Raw genomic sequence first — 21,212 nt, 5'->3', positions numbered from 1 at the left:
CGAGCTGCGGATTGTGCACGGGAAAGGCGATGGTATCCTGCGTCAACTCCTTCGCAATCACCTGCGTACCTACGCTCAGGTAGCGGGTATGGCCGACGAACACCCCGACCGGGGTGGGGCAGGGGTTACGGTAGTTCAGATGAAATAACCTTACGGATTCCATAGCTTATGAAGGCTCATTCGTTCAAACTAGCGAACGAATGGGCCTTTTTGCTTTTCTGGTTCTTCGCTCTTTTTTCTCTAGTACATTCGTCGGAAAATGCTATTTTGCGGCCGTCCTTCGCGACTCTATGGTTCAGAATTTTTATCGAAACCGGTACTAACCAAACGAACGCTTTTTAGTTAAGTATTCAGAACCCCAGCCCGACTTTCAGGAAATTCTAAACCCTTACGGCCGTTCTGAAATAGGTTACTCATTTGCAGCCTTTTATCATTTGTTTTATACCACCTATGGCGAAGTCAAGCATTCAACTAGAACCTCAACCTCAGGAAAGTTTGTCCGGGCAATCGGCTGATCCGACTTCCTCTGTTTCTTTCAAAGCCGTCGAACCGCTCAGTCGCTTTTCTGAGTTCGATATTCATTTGTTTGCTTCGGGTAAACACTTTAAACTGTACGAAAAATTTGGCTCTCATGTCATGGAACACGAGGGCGTCACGGGCACGTATTTCGCCGTATGGGCTCCGAACGCCAAGTATGTATCCGTAATTGGAAACTTCAATTACTGGAATCGCGGAGCCAACGCTCTGTACGTACGCTATGACAGTTCGGGTGTTTGGGAGGGCTGGATTCCGAACGTAGGTAATGGCGAAGTGTACAAGTACTTCATCGTTTCCAACGCAGGGGAAGAAATGGAAAAAGGCGATCCGTACGCCCTGCGTTGGGAAGAGCCACCCTCCACGGCCAGTATTGTTTGGGATACTTGGTACGAATGGAACGATGCCGACTGGATGCAGACACGGGCCGAGAAGAATAAGCTCAACGCCCCCGTTTCGGTGTATGAAGTCCACCTGGGCTCCTGGTTACGCGACCCGCAGGACCCGGATCGTCGTTTACGCATTCCCGAATTTGCGGATCGTCTGGTTGATCACGTCAAAGAATGTGGCTTCACGCATGTCGAGTTCATGCCCGTGATGCAACACCCCTACGAACCTTCCTGGGGCTATCAGATTACGGGGTATTACGCCGCTAACAATAAATACGGTACGCCACAGGAGATGATGATGCTCTTCGAAAAACTGCATCAGAATGGCATTGGCGTAATTCTGGACTGGGTACCGAGTCACTTTCCGGGCGATACCACCGGATTGTTTTACTTCGATGGTTCACACCTGTACGAACACGCCGATCCCCGGCAGGGCTATCACCCCGACTGGAAATCGTATATCTTCAATTACGGTCGGAACGAAGTACGGAGCTTCCTGTTGTCAAACGCCGTTTTCTGGCTGGATCGCTACCACGTCGATGGCCTGCGGGTGGATGCCGTGGCTTCCATGCTGTATCTGGACTACTCCCGGAATGCGGGTGAGTGGATACCCAACGTGTTTGGGGGCCGCGAAAACCTGGAAGCGATTTCACTGTTTCGCGACCTCAATACGATCATTTATCAGGAATACCCCGACACGCAAACCATTGCCGAGGAGTCAACGGCGTTTCCGGGCGTATCGCGTCCGGTATATACGGGCGGGCTGGGCTTTGGTATGAAGTGGATGATGGGCTGGATGAACGATACGCTAAAGTATTTCGAACGAGATCCGGCGTACCGCAAGTATCACCAGGATCAGTTTACCTTCAGCACGGTTTACGGGTTTACCGAAAACTTCATGTTACCCCTCTCGCACGACGAAGTAGTCTACGGGAAAGAAGCACTGGTTTCGAAAATGCCTGGCGATGAATGGCAACGTTTCGCAAACCTTCGATTGTTGTTCACGTACATGTTTACGCATCCCGGAACTAAGCTGCTGTTTATGGGTGGCGAATTCGGTCAGACGTCGGAATGGAACTTTAAACAATCGCTGGACTGGCACCTCTTACAGTACCCGCCGCATTTGGGTATGAAAGCCTGCGTGACGGAATTGAATACTTTGTATAAGAAAGAACCAGCCCTCTTTGAGCATAGCTTCTCAGCCGAAGGTTTCGAGTGGATCGATACGACGGATCGCGAAAATACAGTGCTGGTGTACAGTCGCAAAGGCCATTCACCCACCGAAAAACTGGTGATTGTACTGAACATGACTCCGGTACCCCGTCCCAACTACCGCATTGGTGTACCGATGCAGGGGATGTATACCGAAATTTTCAACTCCGACGCCATTCGTTTCTGGGGTACGGGCAAGTACGAAAACGGTACCTACATGTCCGAAGCCATCACCTGGCAGGGCAAAGAGCAATCCATCAGCGTAAACATTCCCCCGCTGGCGGCGATTGTGTTGAAGGTTTGGTGAGGGTAGTTTTCAGTTTGCGGTTTTCCGTTTTCAGTTGAGTTTCATACTACCGATCGTCTTTGTAGAAACCAAGAATTAAAGCCCAGCGTAACTCTGAATTTGTACAGAGTTACGCTGGGCTTTTCGTTATGAGTCTTTGAGCCTTCGTATCGTCGTGACAAATAAGCTAACGACTCAACTGAAAACAGAAAACCGCAAACTGAAAACTAAATTGGATTCTGCTTCAAATTCCCATTCAGTACAATCTCTGATTCGGGAATGAGGTGGACGACCTGTTTGTCCGTAGCCGGGACGGTTTGCTGACCGGTCTGGATGTTGTGGTAGCCGGGATAGTTACGCACCAGACTCCGGTTGTTACGGTACAGATCATACGCCCGATGCCCTTCAAAGGCCAGCTCCAGCCGACGTTCCTGTAAGACTACGTCCAGCACTGACGGCAGGCCTTTCAAATCCGACGTACTGAACAAGGCCGTACCGCTCAGTCCCGCCCGCGTCCGAATGGTATTGGCATCGGCGATGGCCTGATCCAGCTGGCCCTTCTTGGCATAGGCTTCGGCCCGGTTCAAATACATTTCCGACAGGCGTAAAACGACGGGAGAACTGAGCGTAGGAATGCCACCCTGATTGGAGAACTTGGTAATGTATACCTTATCGATGCCATTTCGTTTTTCCTGCTGACCCGTCGAGGTCAGTTTCCGTACCAGAAAGGAACGACGCTGATCGCTCGGAAACTGATTGATTAAGTCCTGATAGGCTTGTGAAGCGTAAACTTCACCCCAGCCCACACCGCCCGGCGAGGTATAGTACATGGACCCAATGGCACTCCAGGTGCGGTCATCCCGAAGCGTATGCTTGATCGCAAAAATGATTTCGGGATTCTGCTCATTTTCGAGGGTATAAAAAGTCGGCACCTGCGTGGGCGTCGCCAGGGTATAACGCTTGCTATTAATAACCAGATTGGCTTCTTCAATCGCCAGATCGTTCTGATTCTGGTAGAGATACACGCGGGAAAGCAGGGCGTGGGCCGCCTCCGCCGTGGCGTAACTGCTGCTTTTGGCAATCGTCATCAGTGAGGCCGCCTTTTTCAGGTCTGCCACAATGAAATCGTAGACTGCTTTCACCGTAGCCCGGCTGGCGTTGTCATCGGGAGTCAGATCCGTTTTGATAACGATGCCCAAATTGCTTTCGGGGCTCTGCGTGTAGGGGCGACCAAACAGGCGTACCAGATCAAAGTGGATCATCGCCCGCAGAAACAGGTTTTCACCCAACAGCTGATTCAGTTCTTTCGACTGCCCCGCCGTAGTCGCCGTAATCACTTTATTACAGCCGATAATCGCGGCGTAACCTTTGCGGTAAATCTGCAGGGCATTGCCCTGATCGGCCGTATGGCGATAGGTATAGGTCAGAAATAGTGGATCGGTGGTGGTACCGCTCAACGTCACATTATCGCCCTGAAACTCATTCATGATGTAGAGATTCCGGGTATAATCCAGCGACTTGATGATGGTATAGTTGCCATCCGTAGCGGCCCGCAGCCCCTGTTCATTAGTCAGCAATTCCGACTCGGAGAGGCCGTCGTAGGGCGTTTTATCGATACTGCACGAAGCCAGCAACCCCAGAAAAAGCGGAAGCGTACGGATAAGAGAGGAGGTCTTCATACGAAGAAAAGATTAGAAGCTCAGTTGAATACCAAAGACGAATTTTTTGCTGAACGGATATTTCGTACCCACTTCACCCGTGCCCGGGATGTCGGGATCAATCCCCGAAAACTTGGTAATTGTGAACAAGTTATCCGCCGACGCCGTCAGCCGAAGGCCCCCCAGCTTAGCTTTTTGCAGGCGTTCCGAAGGGAAGTCATAGCTCAAACTGATGTTCCGTAGTCGCAGGTAATTACCATTTTCGAGGAAGCGGGACGAAGGGCGTTGGGAGTTGTTGTTGCCGCCCAGTACGTAACGGGGGTGCGTGGCCACATCGCCGGGCTGCTGCCAGCGGGACCAGCCGTTAGACAGAGCCATGAGGCTGTAGCGATCATACGCTCCATCGCTGTCGAACAACTGACGATCCCCGTTGTAGATCATCGCTCCGGTTGAGTACGAGAAAAAGGCATTCAGTTCCAGGTTTTTCCAGGTCAGTACCTGCCGGATTCCACCGAAGAGTTTGGGGTTGGCGTTACTGCCGATGAATTGCAGGGTGGCTTCGTTATAATTCCCCGTTGAACTGGCCGTCCCGTCGGCATTGACTTTCTCCCACAACGGATTGCCTGTTTGTGTATCCACGCCCAGCCAACGCCGCATGTACCAGCTATTCAGGGGTTGGTTCAGGGCATAAGGACGTAAGCTGTTGGCAATAAAATCGGTGTTGCCGTAAAGTTCCGTCAGCTCATTGCGGTTCATACCCGCGTTGATTTCCATCAGCCATTTGAAGTTCTTTTTCTGAATGACATCCCCGGAAAAGACTACCTCCAGACCCCGGTTTCGAACGGCTCCGATGTTTTCGGTGATGTACGCGTACCCGCTCGTGCCCTGTAGCGGACGGTTGAACAACAGGTTGTTCGTCAGACGATTATACACATCCACCGTCACGGACAATCGCTTCCAGAGCGTTACATCCACACCCAGGTTGGCATTGTTGGAAACCTCCCAGGAAAGGTTCGGATTCTCAATTCGTGTGGGATACGCCGAAGGCACGCCCGCGTACTGATCGGTCAGGTTGTACAGGCCCTGAGCCGCGTAATCGCTGATACCGTCGGCGTTGCCCGTGGTACCGTAGCTCAGGCGAAGTTTCAGGTTATTGATGGTACGGTGATTGGCCAGAAAGCTTTCGTTGGAAACATTCCAGGTAAAACCGACGGCATAGAAATTTCCGAACTTCTTATTGCGACCAAACTTGGACGAGCCATCCCGCCGAAACGAGGTCGTCACGATGTACTTGTCGTTGTAGCCGTAATTGGCCTGAAACAGATACGAAGAAAACGCATTGTCATTTTTGGTACCCTGAATGCTCTCGGGCTGGGAGGCCGCATCCAGAATATCCAGCCCGGAAAAAATACCCTTTCCCGTAGCACCCAGCGATTGGTAGTAATACGTCTGATACTCATACCCAGCCAATCCATCGAGCGTATGGCCTCCGGCAAATTCATGTTTGAAACGCAGGAGATTGGAAGTCAGCAGGGTGTAATCCCGACTGTTGAACTGCGACAAGCGACCCTGTACGTCAGCGGCACTATTGCCTCGGGCATCTTCGGTACTCTCGGTTTCGTAAAATGTGGTTTGGGCCCGGTTGGTCGTCGAGAGCGTCAGCCAGGGCAAGAGTTCGTATTCGGCTTTGAACAACACGTCGCCAGCCAGCGTATTTTCTTTGAACTTCTCAAACTGCTGGTTGTAAATGAAGTTCGCGTTATCGCGACCGTACCAGGTTTTAGCTCCCGTAATGGGGTTGTAGGGTTTTCCCTCATAATACGGGTCATCGTAGGGCAGATAGGTATACGCTCCGTACAGGGAACCGCCGCTGTTGTCGTAGCCCCGCGTGTATGTGCCGGCCGTATTGAGTGTCAGGTGCAGTTTTTCGGTTACATCGTGGTTGAAATTGAGCCGCAGACCAAAGCGATCCAGTCCGGTTTCCTTCAAAATCCCTTCTTCCTGATAATAGTTACCGCTGATGAAAAAACGGGTTTTGTCCGAGCCTCCCGAGGCGTTCAGTTCGGCCAGCGTGTTGGACGCCGTGCGAAAGGCCTGATCGAACCAGTTGGTGTTGGCATTGGCTTCGGGCGTGGGCAGAAAGCTATTGAGGTCCTGACCGGGGCGATCCCGTTCGAAGGACTGTTTCTGTACGGCGTATAATTCCGGACCATTCAGCAGCCGAAAATTTCCCAGATTCAGGGTACCAATTCCTTTGTTAAGTCGGGCCGTAAGTTTCGTTTTGCCCGCTGCCCCCCGCCGGGTCGTTACGACAATCACGCCATTGGACGCCCGTGCTCCGTACAAAGCCGTGGCCGAGGCATCTTTCAAGACCGTAAGCGACTCAATATCGCTGGGGTTGGGGATTCCGCCAATGACACCATCCACCACGTACAGGGGATCGGAGCTGGCGGTGAGCGTACCTACGCCGCGAATGATGATTTTCGGAGCACTCCGTGGATCACCGGAATTGGAACCCACCTGCACACCAGCCGCTTTGCCCTGTAACATCTGCGAAAGATTGTTTGCCGTAACGTCTTTCAGATTTTTGGGCGTAATGGCCTGAGCCGATCCGGTCAGGTTCTTCTGCGTAGTGGAGCTGTAGCCCAGTACGACCACTTCGTCGAGCTGCGTATCTGATTTTTTGAGCGAAATGTCCAGCGTTGTGCGGTTTTCAACGGGTACGGAAGCGTTTTCATACCCGATGGAGCTAAACTCCAGTACCGTCGTCGGTCCGACCTGAATTGTGAATTGACCATTGGCGTTGGTCGTCGTGCCTTGCATCGTACCCCGAACCACAACACTGACGCCGGGTAAGGGCTGGCCCGTATCATCACGAACGGTTCCGGTGAGCGAGACCTGCTGGGCAAAACTGCACAGACAGAACATCAGCCCTAATAAACTCAGGGAGAATTGTTTCATCGTTTTTCTAGCTAAGTGAATGTATGAATCGACTCAAAACTTCAGAGAACGGCATAGTAATACCGCCCTTGAAACGCTTCAAAGTAGGGTTGGAGTGAATGCAGTACATTCACCAGCAAAAGGAGTCATGGAGCCAGATCCGCCCGAAAGTCAGGGCCGATTCCGGAGATGGCGTTCGATAATTGAATTAGTGGTCAGACGAAAAAGGAATGTCCCCAAAGCAGTTCATAGGAGTATCGTTTGTGAAATAAGAAGAGGAAGTGCGGCGTGTTCCTGCTGGAATCTGGAATGAAAGTACAACGCAAAAGATGGAAAGTAAAGAGCCTCACAGGTACTGGGAGGGCGGAAATTGGGCCTGAAAACATGTGCAAACGTTTGCTACGGGATGAACAACCGTTTGTGCAAAAACTAATAAATTATTCGGTAAAAAGTAATTTAGGTATACCGTTCCGTCGTCGGACTACTTTTCTGCCGTAGGATCGTTGGTGCAGGCTAGCGAAAGCATAGAATTCATTGGGAAAAGCTCGCTCTGAATAAGTGTTCAGAACGCCTTTTCTTAGATCAAATGGTCATTTCTGAAGAAACTTTCCCGAACTTTGCCCGCCCCTTACACGTTCGGGGATTTGGAAACAATACACACTGATGTTCCTGACTATTATGAAATCAAAGCTTCACCGCGTTCGAGTAACGCAGGCGGAGCTCAATTACGTAGGTAGTATTACCATCGATGAGGATTTGATGGAAGCAGCGAACCTACTTGAGAATGAGAAGGTTCAGATTGTCAATAATAACAATGGCGAGCGTTTTGAAACATACGTCATTAAAGGTGAACGGGGCAGTGGGACGATTTGTCTGAATGGAGCCGCGGCTCGCCGGGCCCAGGTCGGGGACATTATCATCATCATCGCCTACGCCATGATGACTCCCGAAGAGGCGAAAGATCACAAGCCCATGGTCGTTTTTCCGGATGCCAACAATCATCTGGTGAAATAAAAAGGACCACCGATTAGTAGTAGAAGATGATGGTTTTTGCCGGGAGGTGATTCGGAAACGGGTCACCTCCTTTATTTTTGCCGGAAACCGGTCTGCTTACAGCGAATCATCGCATGAAAAACGTATTACAATATCTTGTCTTTCTGGGTCTGGCGGCGGGCCTGACCTGGTACGCCATCCACTCGGGTACCATCAATCCAGAACAATTGTGGGCCGATGTCTCGCAGGCTGATTTCCGCTGGGTGGGGGTTATGATGCTGCTGACCTTCGTGGCTCACGGAAGCCGGGCCGCCCGCTGGCGAATTTTACTGGAACCGCTGGGCTATCATCCTTCATTTCTACGAACGAATACCGCCGTTTGGCTGGGCTACTTTGCGAACAACCTTGTACCTCGACTGGGCGAAGTAACCCGTTGCAGTGCTTTGTACAAAAGCGATGAAATTCCCATCGAAAAATCCCTGGGTACGGTCGTTACCGAGCGAATTTTCGACGTGCTTTCCCTGTTTATCCTCTTGGGAATAAACTTATTACTGGACTTTGACCGGCTACTGGCCTTTATCCAGCGGTCTACTTCAGCTACGCCCGACTCGGAAAGCGGAGTGCCCGTACTGATCTGGATTGTACTGGGACTACTGATCGCGGGGGGCTTGACGGTCTTCTTTCTTTGGGAACGTTTGCTTGAGTTGGCTATCGTAAAAAAGCTAGCGAAGGCGGGACAGGGGCTACTGGCGGGTTTACTGAGTATTCGGAAACTTCGCCAACCCGGTCTGTTTCTGTTTTATACGGTGATGATCTGGGGCATGTACTACGTGATGGGCTACGTGCTTTTCTTTGCGATACCCAAGTTTGCGGACTTGTCTCCGCTGGTGGCTCTGACGATTATGACTACCGGAGCCCTCGCCATGATTTTACCGACACCCGGTGGCGTAGGGTCGTATAATGCCTTTGTTGCCTTCGCCCTGCATTCCATTTACGAGTTGCCCGAGGCCGATAGTGGTACACTGGCTACCTTCATTCAAAGCTCACAAATGCTCAGTACGCTGGCCATTGGCCTGGTTTTCTTAGTAATTTCTGTGATCAGTCGGCCCAGTCGCAAGACGGTCGTTGGTCAATCGTAGGTTTTACCGCCCGTGTGGTCCGCATCATTGATGCACGGATGCCCAAATTTGTAGGCTTCGCCTACGCAATTCATGATGAGAACCCATGCATACAGCTTCAAAAATTAAAACCCTCGCCGAAGCGATTCCTCAGTTGGTAGAATGGAAAACCAGCGGTCAGCGAATTGTCTTTACCAATGGCTGCTTTGATATTGTACACTTAGGTCATGTCGACTACCTCGAAAAAGCCCGTAATCTGGGCGATCGACTGGTACTTGGCCTTAATACGGATGCGTCGGTATCTCGTATCAAAGGACCGCTTCGCCCCGTCGTCAATGAATACGCCCGAGCCCGTTTGATGGCTTCGCTGGCCTTTGTGGATACTGTCATTTTGTTCGATGAACCCACGCCAAAAGAGCTGATTGAGTCCATTAATCCTGACATTTTGGTCAAAGGCGATGACTACAGTGTAGAAACCATTGTTGGTTCGGATTTTGTATTAGGTAATGGAGGTGAGGTGAAAACGGTACCCTTAGTACAAGGTTTTTCAACTTCAGCGTTAATTGAGAAAATAAAGACTAGTTTTTGAAAGTTTGAAGGTAGTCTAAGGTTTGAGGAGGTTTGAAGTTTGAGTAAGTAGGTTCGAAGTTTGAACCAGCCGTATTTGAAATTCCTACGGGAATGTTTGACGTTAGAATAAGGCTTATAAAAATTACAAAAACCTGTACTGGATTAGACCTTAAACTATCAAACTTGAAACCTCAAACTTAAATACGTCCTAGTCTAATAAACCACTATAACTATGGCAGGAGCATATTTAATTGGTATAATCTTCATGGTGATCAGCATGCTGGTCAGCTGGCGATTACGTAGCAAATTTGCCGAATACTCACAGGTAGGGCTGGCTGTTGGTCTTTCTGGAAAAGAAATCGCTGAGAAAATGTTACGGGACAACGGGATTTATGATGTACGAGTGTTGTCCGTAGAAGGACAGCTTACCGACCACTATAACCCGGCGGATAAAACCGTAAACCTCAGTAATGATGTGTACTATGGCCGCAGTGTAGCCGCCGCTGCCGTTGCTGCTCACGAATGCGGACACGCCGTACAGCACGCTACGGCGTATAGCTGGTTGCAGTTCCGTAGCTCGATGGTACCTTTTCTGAGCATTGCGTCAAGCTGGATGCAGTGGATTATTCTGGGAGGTATTCTTTTACTGAATACTACACCCATTCCGCTGGCGATTGGCGTGGCTCTATTCGCGGCAACGACGCTGTTTAGCTTCATCACGCTGCCCGTGGAGTACGACGCATCCAATCGGGCTCTGGCTTGGATTGAAAGAACCGGCGTAGCAACAGCCCGGGAACACGAAATGGCATCGGATGCTCTCAAATGGGCTGCTCGTACATACGTGGTTGCCGCTCTTGGTTCGTTGGCTACACTGCTGTATTACGTAAGTTTATTGATGGGTGGCCGTAGAAGTGACTAGTTTTTTATAGCGAAACCAAATACTTAGCCTGACTTTATGAAAAAGTCAGGCTTTTTTTATATGAATTTCAAAGACTAGGCTCTTTGGCACGGTATTTTTAAATGATTAAGGCACGATTTAAAAAGGGCCGACGTTCCTTGATAGATAGAGAACCATTTAATACCGTAAAAGCCATGAATTATTCCTTCGCTACCCGTCGCCTCTTAATAAAGCTCGGTTTAATTTGGAAACCCAGCCGCTCAACTAATTCCGTTCGTAAAACGACGATGCCCTTGAGCGTGTCAGGAGACAAATTCTTTAACGATTGGAAACTTTTAAACGGATAAATGGCTCGAATAAAGAGCTTATTGAAATCTATACGCAAAAAAGGCCGGATCAGTTCCGGCCTTTTTACATTCGTAAGGATGAGCTTATTTCCGGCGAGCGGCAATAACGGTAATCTCCACACTAGCTCCTCCGGGTAAATCCGCCACGCCGACAGTGGTACGGGCCGGAAAATCCTTCTCGAAATACTTCGCGTACAGCGTATTGATCTTCTGAAAGTTCGCTAGGTCTTTCACGTAAATAGTAGTGTTGACCACGTCCGACCAGCTTAACCCGGCAGCTTTGAGAATTTGCTGAATATTTTGCATGATTTGGGGAACTTCCCCATCTACGCCTCCCGCCACCAATTTTTTCGTATCCGGATTAATACCGACCTGTCCCGCAACGAATACTAGCCCATTGGCTTCAACGGCCTGACTATACGGACCAATGGGAGCGGGGGCGGCAGCGGTTTGATGAACTTTCCTCTGAGCAAACGCAACGGTAGAAGCTACCAGCATTAGTGAGAGAGCAAGGAGACGTGCCATATCATGGAATTTAGGCCTTAGCCAGTTTGGAATGTTTACGTCCGTAGCTGAAGTAAATGACGAGTCCAATCAGTAGCCAGGCTACAAAAGCTCCCCAGTTCCAGAAACCCAGTTCCGTCATTAGATAGAGATTCGTAAGGATTCCTAAAACGGGAAGCAGGGAAAATTTGAGGCGGTAACTTAATATCGACAAAACGGCCCAGACAATCCAGAACACAAACAGCAGCGGTTTTTCTTCCATGGCCAATATAAAGTGATTGGAATAAATGGCGAAAGCAATGGCGATAACAAAGCCGATGCCCACGACAAACTGGCCATTGATGTACGGAACTCGGAATTTAGAGTATTTCGTCAGTCCCTGGTAATCGAGGTACAGCACCCCACAGCAGACCAGAATAAAGGCAAAAAAGGTGCCTACGCTGGTTAGGTCTACGAAAAAACCCATGTCAAAGAACATGGAAGGAATGGCTACGACTACGCCCGTAACGATCGTCGCGAACGAAGGCGTATGATATTTGGGGTGTACTTTCGAAAACTTGGGCCAGAGTAAACCGTCACGGCTCATGGTCATCCAGATACGGGGCTGACCGAGCTGATACACCAGCAGGGCACTCGTAATGGCAATGACGGCCGAGACCGAAATAACCCCTGCCACAAAATCAAATCCTACTTTGTGAAAGACATACGCCAGCGGATCATCTACGTTCAATTCTTTATAATGAACCATACCCGTCAGAATTAACGTAATCAGTACGTACAGCACGGTACAGATAATCAGGCAGTAAATCATGGCCTTGGGCATGTCCTGTTGAGGGTTTTTGCATTCTTCGGCGGTCGTTGAGATCGAATCGAAACCAATGAACGCGAAGAACACCGCGGCTACGCCGCTCAGTACGCCGCTCACGCCGTTGGGGGCAAAGGGCGACCAATTCTCGGGTTTCACGTAAAATACGCCGGCAACAATCACCAGTAGAATAACGGCCAGCTTCAGAGCCACCAGCATGTTACTGACGTTTTTGGATTCCTTGATTCCGATGTACACCAGAGCCGTTACCAGTACCGTGATAAGTCCCGCCGGTAAATCACAGATGAGCTTGATCCCGCCAATGGAAGGAGCCGAGGCCCGGACCGCTTCGCTGGCGGAGGAGGGATCGACAGTGAGCCACCCGGGCAGATGAAGCCCAAAACCCGCCAGCATGGAAGAAAAATATTCCGACCAGGAAATGGCTACTACCATGTTGGAAACGGCGTATTCCAGGATCAGGGCCCAGCCGATAATCCAGGCAAATAATTCGCCGAAGGATACGTACGCGTACGTATACGCACTGCCAGAAACGGGTACGGTAGAGGCAAACTGAGCGTAACTCAACGCCGTAAATACGCAAGCAATGGCGGTGAAAACAAAAAGTAAGGATACGGCAGGACCGCCATCAAAACTGGCCCGACCAATGGTACTGAAAATACCGGCTCCAATGATGGCCGCAATCCCCAGAGAGGTTAAATCGCGAACACCCAACACTTTCGATAAGCCATGCGACTCACCGGTAGCGTCAGTGTTTAGTACTTGTTGAATGGATTTCTTACGAAAAAAGGAGTCGTTGGCCACGGATGCAATGGTGTTTCGTGAACGTAATTAGGGGCACTCTGCTGATCTCGGGAAAAAGAAGTCGCGAAATGAACGTATTCTTTCAAAGAAAAGTAAAATTATGCCCAGATGAAGTAAATAATCAGGTAAAAATAGGGAATCATCGGAAGTTGACAAGATTCAAGCGGCAGGAAATCAGTAGATATACCACCTGAGCCAAGCTATACGTTTAAAGGGAGCGGGCTGCCGGGCATGTACATTTGCCGGCGAAGCTCTACCTTTGCCTAAAGTTTTCAATCACCTTTTTCGTAGCGAAACGTGTCCATAGTTGTCAAGGAGCTTTCCAAAATATACGGGCCGCAGAAAGCGGTGGATCAGATTAGTTTTGAAGTAAAGCCGGGGGAAATTGTCGGTTTTCTCGGGCCGAACGGGGCGGGGAAATCCACGACCATGAAAATTGCTACGGGGTATCTACGGCCTTCCAGCGGTACGGTTGAAGTCGCTGGTTTCGACGTAACGCAACACTCGATGGAAGTTCGGCAACATCTGGGCTACCTGCCGGAACACAATCCCCTGTACCTGGATCTATACGTGAAAGAGTTTCTGCGTTCCATGGGAGCGTTGTACGGACTAAAAGGCGAAACGCTGAGCCGACGGGTGAACGAAGTCATCGAACAGGTAGGCCTGGGGCTGGAACAGCACAAACGCATTGGACAACTCTCGAAAGGGTACCGCCAACGCGTTGGACTGGCTCAGGCCCTGGTACATAACCCTCAGGTACTGATTCTCGACGAACCCACCACGGGACTGGATCCTAATCAACTGGCTGAAATCCGGTCAGTCATCAAAAACATCGGACAGGAGAAAACGGTACTGTTTTCTACCCACATCATGCAGGAAGTCGAAGCCATCTGCGACCGGGCCATCATCCTGAAGCGGGGTAAGCTAGTAGCGGATGAATCCATAGCATCCTTTCGGCAATCGGGCAAATCACTGGAAACCCTGTTCCGTGAACTGACGGCCTAGCGTAGGACTAGGATCGCCCAGTTTTTCAATCGTATACCCTTACAAAGCAATCTCCTGAACTGAGTTCGTACCTTACGTACTCGGTTCAGGAGATTGTAGTAGTGGTATTTATGTGATTGATAATCAGTAGCTTGAATTCGTGCTATCGGACTTAATTTGTCTTAAAAACGAATTAAAATCCTTCCTTCGGTGAGCCAAGATCCTGAGAAGATAGTTTTTACTAGGAACTCAAAACTTGAACCATGAAAGGATTAGCTTGTGTAGCTCTATTAGTAGTTTCAAACGCGTTTATGACATTGGCCTGGTACGGACACCTGCAGGTCAAACAATGGCCCCAGCTGGCCAAACTTTCGCTATTCGGCGTGATTGCCCTGAGTTGGGGACTCGCCTTTTTCGAATACGTCTTTCAGGTACCCGCCAATCGGATCGGTTCCGAAGAAACGGGAGGGCCGTTTACGCTTTTCCAGCTGAAAATTATCCAAGAAGTAGTATCGCTAACGGTCTTTACACTCATGACCGTTTACCTGTTTAAAACCGACCACCTGGCCTGGAACCACGCCGTCGGGTTTGTCTTCCTGATCATTGCAGTGTTTTTCATTTTCAAAAAATGGTAAGCACTTCTTCCGCTGTACCGCACCCTTCCCGACAAAGTCTATCCGCACTGGATAAAGCGAATTTCCTGCTAGCCGACGTTCGCGATGGGATGGGACCCTATTTAGCCATTTATTTGATGGTGACGTTACGGTGGCAACCCCAGGACATTGGCATTGCCATGTCCGTCATGGGAATTACAACCGTTGTGATGCAGACGCCTGCCGGAATACTGGTGGATCGTACCACCCGTAAAAAATTATTTACGGTACTGGCTTCCTTGTTAATGGCCGCCGCCGCTTTGCTCACCATTACCATTCCAACGTATCCGGTGATTATGGCGGGTCAGACACTGATGGGCATTTCGGCGGCATGGTTTGGTCCTGCGGTGGCAGCGATTACGCTGGGCTTAGTCGGACATCAGGCACTCGACGCCCGTATTGGTCGTAATGAAACCTTTAATCACGCCGGGAATGTAGTAGCCGCTCTGCTAGCGGGACTCATTGGCCATTTTCTCAGTAGCAAAGGCATTTTCGTCCTGCTTGCCCTCATGTCTCTGCTCAGTAGCATCAGCATCTGGCAAATCAAAGATGAGGAAATCAACCACGAACTGGCTCGCGGTAGTGGGGAGAGTGGTCACAAGACGGATGAAAGTCCCTGGCGGTCGCTGCTCCGTATGCCTTCTCTGTTGCTTTTTGCTTTGGCTTGTGTACTATTTCACTTTGCGAATGCGGCCATGCTACCCCTGTTAGGGCAACGGCTCTCGTTAAAAGCCCAGGCGGGCGAAGCCTCCGTCTACATGTCGGCCTGTATCGTTGTCGCTCAGATTGTCATGATCCCCGTGAGTGCCTGGGTTGGAAAACATGCTTCCAAGGGTCGTAAACGTATCTTACTCGTCGCCTTTCTGGTTTTGCCCATTCGTGGGGTGCTGTATACGCTAACCAACGACGAGATTTTACTGGTATGCATTCAGGTACTCGACGGATTGGGAGCTGGTATTTTCGGAGTTTTATCGATCCTGATTGTATCCGATTTAACGAAGGGTACCGGACTGTTCAATACTACGCAGGGAGCCATTGCCACTGCCGTTGGATTAGGAGCTTCGCTGAGTAATGCGTTTGCGGGGTTTCTGCTCCAGCGTAGTAATTTCCAAACCGTATTTCTGGTGCTGTCCGGTATTGCATTAGTCGCTTTGCTGCTGGTGTGGTGGGGCGTCCCTGAAACAAAAGTTGCGAACGAGTCAATACAGTAAATTTTGAACAACTGCTTGGGGACCTATCAGGCCTGGGCAGTTGTTTTTCCTTCCCGACGCTCTTGCTTGGAAGGGTTCTTCTTTCTTCTCCAGATTTCACTTCTTTTCACACAACTCTGCTGAGGTGGACGACTTTCTACGCTTGTTTTCTTAGCACGTTTGACAGTGGCTTGTACATCTACCTTCCTCGACATACCATCCAGTTGAAGTTTCTACACTCAAAACACTGGGCTGTACACATCCATGTAGATTTTTAGATTAATTGATGAATTTAGTGATATGCCTTTTTCCTGTATTATTATTAATTTATATGATTTACTTGAAATTTGCATGTATGAAAAAGAGAAATTATGTCATATATTATCTTAAAAAATTAATTTGATGATTAATTAAGTTAATTAAAAAATTTGAAACTATATATTAAAGTAACATAACTTAATAAAATATAGTACTGTTGTATTTGTATATAGCATCATAAAAAATAAGTAATTAATAAAAAATCAGAATATTATTTGAATTAGATACATGTTTTTGTAATATTGATGCCAGATTCTATAAAAATTGGCTTCTTCCCATTAATCTTAACCGAACATGAATGCTCTTTCTTCACGTCTTAACATTCCCCTGAGCTAAGCTCTGCTCGACTCCGTAATTGCTTTTCCGACCTGGCTGTCAGGTGGGATGGGACTGTATTTCATTCACAAAACGCGTACACATCTCATGAACAAACGTTTATCTATTCTGCTATTGCTGCTGAGTAGTCTCTGGGCATCCGCCCAGGATCGGCAGCTGACGGGCGTAGTTACTTCCTCGGAAGATGGGCAGCCGTTGCCGGGCGTATCAATTTCGATCAAAGGCACGGCTAAGGGGTCAACGACCAATGCCGAAGGTTCGTACCAGCTTTCGGTATCCTCGGGCAATACACTGGTATTCAGTTACGTAGGTTTTACGAGTAAGGAAGTAGTACTGGGTGATGAGAGTACGCTGAATATTCAGCTACAAATGAACGCGAATAGTCTGAGTGAAGTCGTGGTGACGGCCTTGGGTATTACGCGGGAAAAGAAAGCCCTGGGGTATTCGGTACAGGAAATTGGGGGTAAACAACTAACACAGGCTCGGGAGACCAACCTGGTGAATGCCCTGTCAGGTAAAATTGCCGGGGTACAGGTAACCAACTCCAACGGAGCCCCCGGAGCTTCTTCGCGGATGCTGATTCGCGGAGCTAACTCCATTGGTAGTAATAACCAGCCCCTGTTCGTGGTGGATGGGGTGCCCATCGACAATAGTAACTACGGCTCGGGAACGGGTGTGGATTACGGAAACGGTGCCGGTTCGCTCAACCCCGACGATATTGAAAGCATGAGTGTACTGAAAGGCCCCTCAGCAGCGGCTTTGTATGGTTCGCGTGGAGCGAACGGCGTGGTACTGATCACGTTAAAGAGTGGTCGGGGTTCCAAAGGAATTGGCGTTTCGGTGAATTCCAACACGACATTTGATACGCCCTTCCGTCAGCCTGAATGGCAAAACGAATACGGCCAGGGTGCCAAAGGTTTGTTTAAGTACGTAGATGGTCGCGGTGCGGGCGTGAACGATGGGGTGGATGAAAGCTGGGGACCTAAATTAGATGGTCGCCTGATCGAGCAATTCGATTCGCCCGTAGTAAACGGTGTACGTACGCCAACTCCCTGGGTAGCTCATCCAGATAACGTGAACCAGTTCTTCCGAACCGGTAAAACGTATACGAATAACGTTTCAGTAACCGGCGGCAGCGACAAAGGCGATTTTCGTCTGTCGCTTACCGATCTGAATCAGTCGGGTATCCTGCCTTTCACCAACTACAAACGTCAAACGGTTTCGCTGAACGCTGGCTGGAACTTAACGCCCAAGCTGAACATCCGGGCCACGGGTAACTACGTGAAAGACGGTAGTGATAACCGTACCAACTGGGGGCTGTACTTTATCTGGTTCGGTCGTCAGGTGGATATGGAAAACCTGAAGGATTATACGGCTCCGGGAAGTATTTACCAGAACAACTGGAATAACAACTACTGGACTAACCCTTATTACCAGTTAGCCAATAGCAAGCGGGAAAACGAAAAAGATCGTCTGTACGGAAACATCTCGGCTACGTACAAATTCACCGACTGGCTGACCTTGATGGCTCGTACGGGAACGGATTACTATGCGGATCGTCGTAAGACGAAAAATGCGGCTCGTACCTCGAACCTGTACGATGGCTACAATGAAGAGCAAATCTTTGTACGGGAATCCAACTCGGATTTCCTCTTGAACGCTACGCACAAATTCGGTGAGTTTGACCTGACGGCCAATATCGGAGGCAATCACCGGAAGAATTTCTATCAGCGGGATTACATGTCAGCGGCGGAACTCGCCATTCCCCGCGTCTGGAACATGGGTAACTCCCGCCTGCGTCCGGTAACGGAAAATTCATACAATCAGAAGGTAGTGAACAGTATGTATGCTTCGGCCAACATTGGTTTCCGGAACTATCTCTTCATTGATCTGACTGCTCGTAACGACTGGTCGAGTGCATTGCCCAGCAGCAACCGTTCGTACTTCTATCCTTCGGCGGCCGTAAGTGCGGTACTAACGGATATGTTTAATGTGCAGTCTTCCTTCCTGTCGTTTGCTAAAGTTCGGGGCGGCATTGCCCGGGTGGGTAACGATACGGACCCTTATAACCTGATGCAAACCTACGAGTACGCCAATGCCTGGGGTAGTCTGGCTTCCCTGAAAGAAAGTAACGGACTACTGAATCCGGAATTGAAGCCCGAGTTGACTAGCTCGTACGAAATCGGTACCGAACTTAAATTCTTCCAAAACCGGATCGGACTGGACCTGACCTACTACGATAAGCAGTCATTCAACCAGATTCTGAAAGTGGATGTATCCAATGCGACGGGTTTCTCTTCTAAACTGCTGAACGCAGGTCGTTTGCAAAACCGGGGTATTGAAATTCAACTGACGGGTACGGCGGTGAAAACCAACAGCTTCAAGTGGGACATTGCCCTGAACTGGGCCCGGAACCAGAACAAGGTTAAAGAACTGATGGAAGGCCTGACGACTTATACACTCGGAACCATGCGGGGTATGGGTATCGAAGCTCGGGTCAATCAGCCCTACGGAACTTTCTTCGGACAGGGCTTCCTGCGGGCACCCGACGGTCAGATTGTATACGATCAGAGTGGATACCCAATGATTGACCCCGTACGTCGCGTATTGGGCAACTTTACGCCCAAGTGGATCGGCGGTCTGCAAAATACCTTCACCTACAAAAACCTGTCGCTGACGACGCTCATCGATATGAAACAGGGCGGCGATATTTTCTCACAGACCATCAACATTGGTCGCTACACGGGCGTGCTGAAAGAAACTACGGTAGGCCGGGAAACGGGTATCGTTGGCCAGGGCGTGGTCAATACGGGTACTGCGGCTAATCCGGAGTACGTACCGAACACGAAAAGCATTTCTTCCGAGGAATGGCACCACAAGTACTACCTGCTGACGAACAACGAAGAAACCATTTTCGATGGTAGCTACGTGAAGCTTCGTGAAGTACGCCTGACCTACGTTTTCCCCGGAAAAGTATTTAAGCGTTTGCCCTTCCGTGACATCACGATTTCAGCGGTAGGCCGGAACCTGGCTCTGCTGCACAGCAACATCCCGCACATCGATCCCGAAACGAGCTATTACAACGATGGTAACGTACAGGGGATTGAAAACGGACAGATTCCGACCACCCGTTCCGTTGGTTTCAACATCAGCTTAAATCTGTAACAGTTTCTGACATGATACGCATTTTTCATTCTTTCCGATATAAAGCCGCATTGGCGTTTGTACTGGTTGGGTTATCCGCCTGTACGGGTGAGTTCGACCAAATGAATACCAACCCGAATAACCCGACCACGGCCTCGGCGGAACTTTTCATGCCGCATGGCATCCAGACGGCCGTCGATGCTTACTGGGGTGGTTCGCTGGGTATGGACGTAGGAAACTTGGTCCCGCAGCATTGGGCTCGGATTCAGTATACCGACGTCGATCAGTATACCACTTCCAACGACGTCGCGAATGCGGGTTGGAGTAACTTTTACATTGAAGCTCTGGCCGATTACCAGCGTATTTACAAGATTAGCCAGGAGACGGGAAATACGAATTATCAGGCCGTCGCCACCATTTTGCGGAGCTGGGTATTTACCCTGCTTACGGATGTGTACGGTGATATTCCGTATTCGGACGCTATCAAAGGCATGGAAGGAACATTACAGCCGAAGTATGATACTCAGAAAGACGTCTACGCCGGTTTGGTAGCGGAACTGAAAACGGCTGCGGAACTCATCAATACCACGGATAAAAGCAAGGCGATTGCGGGGGATATTCTGTTCAATGGCGATCTGACGAAATGGAAGAAATTCGCCAACTCGCAAAGCCTGCGGATTTTGAACCGAATGCTGGGGAAGGCGGATGCTCCGATCGACGTGAAAGCCGAGATCGAACGTATCCTGAAAGATCCGACGAAGTATCCGGTACTAGCTTCCAATGCCGATAACGTGCAGTTAGTGTACCTCAATGCAGCTCCGAGCAACAACCCCGTGAATGAAAACCGTAAGACACGGGATGACCACCGGGTGAGTGCGACGTTGGTGAATAAACTGAAAGGCATGGAAGATGCCCGCTTGAAAGTATACGCCAACCTGCCCGCCGATGGAGGCGATTACAAGGGCGTACCTAACGGTCTTTCGGCATCGGATGCCAATGCTCTGGGTTTGTCAAAAACGTCGAAAGTGGGGGACTACTTCGTATCCGCGACGGCTCCGGGGGTAATCATGACCTACGCTGAATTACTGTTTATCAAAGCTGAATTTGCGTACAAAGGTATTGCGACGGCTGGCGAAGCGGCTACGCTCTACACGGATGCCATCAAAGCTTCTCACGCTCAGTATGGACTCACGGCTTCGGATGCGTATCTCACGGCGAATGCCTTCAAAAGTGGTACGGCGGGCTATACGCAACTGATGGAACAAAAATGGATTGCTCTGTACGGACAGGGCGTGGAAGCCTGGACGGAATACCGCCGGACGGGTATCCCTGTACTGACGCCTCCGACGCTGAATACGAACGGTGGGGTTGTACCCACGCGGTTGCCTTATCCGGGTTCGGAAGAATCGCTGAACTACACCAATTTCAGCGAAGCCCTGAAACGGCAGGGTGGCCAGAACGACAAAAAACTGAAGTTATGGTTTGCTAAATAGTATAGGAATCATTCAGGT

General features: G+C 49.7%; 15 protein-coding genes. 11 read left to right on the top strand and 4 right to left on the bottom strand.

Annotated elements, in window-relative coordinates; all coding sequences use genetic code 11:
- Both ACOJTG_RS08535 and glgB read left to right on the top strand, forming a co-directional pair.
- A partial coding sequence (locus tag ACOJTG_RS08535) for a Smr/MutS family protein (RefSeq protein WP_420153425.1) occupies positions 1-148 on the top strand: 148 nt, incomplete at its 5' end.
- A 302-nt stretch (positions 149-450) separates the two neighbouring features.
- Positions 451-2,442 (top strand): 1,4-alpha-glucan branching protein GlgB, encoded by a 1,992-nt coding sequence (gene glgB / locus ACOJTG_RS08530; protein ID WP_420153424.1) that lies wholly within the window; start codon positions 451-453, stop codon positions 2,440-2,442.
- Positions 2,443-2,648: 206 nt separating this feature from the next.
- Here glgB and ACOJTG_RS08525 read toward each other — a convergent pair whose 3' ends face one another.
- Both ACOJTG_RS08525 and ACOJTG_RS08520 read right to left on the bottom strand, forming a co-directional pair.
- Positions 2,649-4,100, bottom strand: coding sequence for a RagB/SusD family nutrient uptake outer membrane protein (locus ACOJTG_RS08525; RefSeq protein ID WP_420153423.1), 1,452 nt, complete (start codon positions 4,098-4,100; stop codon positions 2,649-2,651).
- A 12-nt stretch (positions 4,101-4,112) separates the two neighbouring features.
- Positions 4,113-7,040, bottom strand: coding sequence for a SusC/RagA family TonB-linked outer membrane protein (locus ACOJTG_RS08520; protein ID WP_420153422.1), 2,928 nt, complete (start codon positions 7,038-7,040; stop codon positions 4,113-4,115).
- A 642-nt stretch (positions 7,041-7,682) separates the two neighbouring features.
- On the opposite strand from ACOJTG_RS08520, the gene panD reads away from it, so the two are divergent.
- The 4 genes from panD (at position 7,683) to ACOJTG_RS08500 (ending at position 10,619) form a co-directional block, all read left to right on the top strand.
- Entirely contained in the window at positions 7,683-8,033 is a 351-nt protein-coding gene (panD, locus tag ACOJTG_RS08515; protein WP_104709945.1) for an aspartate 1-decarboxylase, read from the top strand.
- 113 nt (positions 8,034-8,146) lie between these two features.
- A complete protein-coding gene (locus ACOJTG_RS08510; protein ID WP_420153421.1) occupies positions 8,147-9,151 on the top strand; it encodes a lysylphosphatidylglycerol synthase transmembrane domain-containing protein in 1,005 nt (334 codons plus the stop codon).
- A gap of 85 nt (positions 9,152-9,236) precedes the next feature.
- A complete protein-coding gene (gene rfaE2 / locus ACOJTG_RS08505) occupies positions 9,237-9,719 on the top strand; it encodes a D-glycero-beta-D-manno-heptose 1-phosphate adenylyltransferase (RefSeq protein ID WP_420153420.1) in 483 nt (160 codons plus the stop codon).
- A gap of 213 nt (positions 9,720-9,932) precedes the next feature.
- Positions 9,933-10,619, top strand: a complete 687-nt coding sequence (locus tag ACOJTG_RS08500) for a zinc metallopeptidase (RefSeq protein ID WP_094809139.1) — start codon at positions 9,933-9,935, stop codon at positions 10,617-10,619.
- Between the two features lie 410 nt (positions 10,620-11,029).
- Here the strand turns inward: ACOJTG_RS08500 and ACOJTG_RS08495 are convergent, their stop codons facing one another.
- Entirely contained in the window at positions 11,030-11,470 is a 441-nt protein-coding gene (locus ACOJTG_RS08495) for a Rid family detoxifying hydrolase (protein WP_420153419.1), read from the bottom strand.
- 10 nt (positions 11,471-11,480) lie between these two features.
- Positions 11,481-13,076 (bottom strand): amino acid permease, encoded by a 1,596-nt coding sequence (locus ACOJTG_RS08490; protein WP_420153418.1) that lies wholly within the window; start codon positions 13,074-13,076, stop codon positions 11,481-11,483.
- 297 nt (positions 13,077-13,373) lie between these two features.
- Here ACOJTG_RS08490 and ACOJTG_RS08485 point away from each other — a divergent pair, with 297 nt between their 5' ends.
- The 5 genes from ACOJTG_RS08485 (at position 13,374) to ACOJTG_RS08465 (ending at position 21,194) form a co-directional block, all read left to right on the top strand.
- Positions 13,374-14,081, top strand: a complete 708-nt coding sequence (locus ACOJTG_RS08485) for an ATP-binding cassette domain-containing protein (RefSeq protein ID WP_420153417.1) — start codon at positions 13,374-13,376, stop codon at positions 14,079-14,081.
- A gap of 242 nt (positions 14,082-14,323) precedes the next feature.
- Positions 14,324-14,695: a DMT family protein gene (locus ACOJTG_RS08480; RefSeq protein ID WP_094809134.1), complete on the top strand. Its 372-nt coding sequence runs from the start codon at positions 14,324-14,326 to the stop codon at positions 14,693-14,695.
- Positions 14,689-15,924, top strand: a complete 1,236-nt coding sequence (locus tag ACOJTG_RS08475; RefSeq protein ID WP_420153416.1) for an MFS transporter — start codon at positions 14,689-14,691, stop codon at positions 15,922-15,924. The genes ACOJTG_RS08480 and ACOJTG_RS08475 overlap by 7 nt, the downstream gene beginning before the upstream one ends.
- Before the next feature lie 720 nt (positions 15,925-16,644).
- A complete protein-coding gene (locus ACOJTG_RS08470) occupies positions 16,645-19,722 on the top strand; it encodes a SusC/RagA family TonB-linked outer membrane protein (protein ID WP_420153415.1) in 3,078 nt (1,025 codons plus the stop codon).
- 11 nt (positions 19,723-19,733) lie between these two features.
- The gene (locus ACOJTG_RS08465) at positions 19,734-21,194 is read left to right on the top strand and encodes a SusD/RagB family nutrient-binding outer membrane lipoprotein (protein ID WP_420153414.1); all 1,461 of its coding nucleotides are present in this window, start codon (positions 19,734-19,736) and stop codon (positions 21,192-21,194) included.
- Positions 21,195-21,212 lie beyond the last annotated feature (18 nt).

It is taken from the genome of Siphonobacter sp., assembly GCF_048595215.1.
Taxonomy (GTDB): domain Bacteria; phylum Bacteroidota; class Bacteroidia; order Cytophagales; family Spirosomataceae; genus Siphonobacter.
The sequence above is the reverse complement of the archived record's forward strand: the minus strand, read 5'-3'. Positions and strand labels throughout refer to the sequence as shown.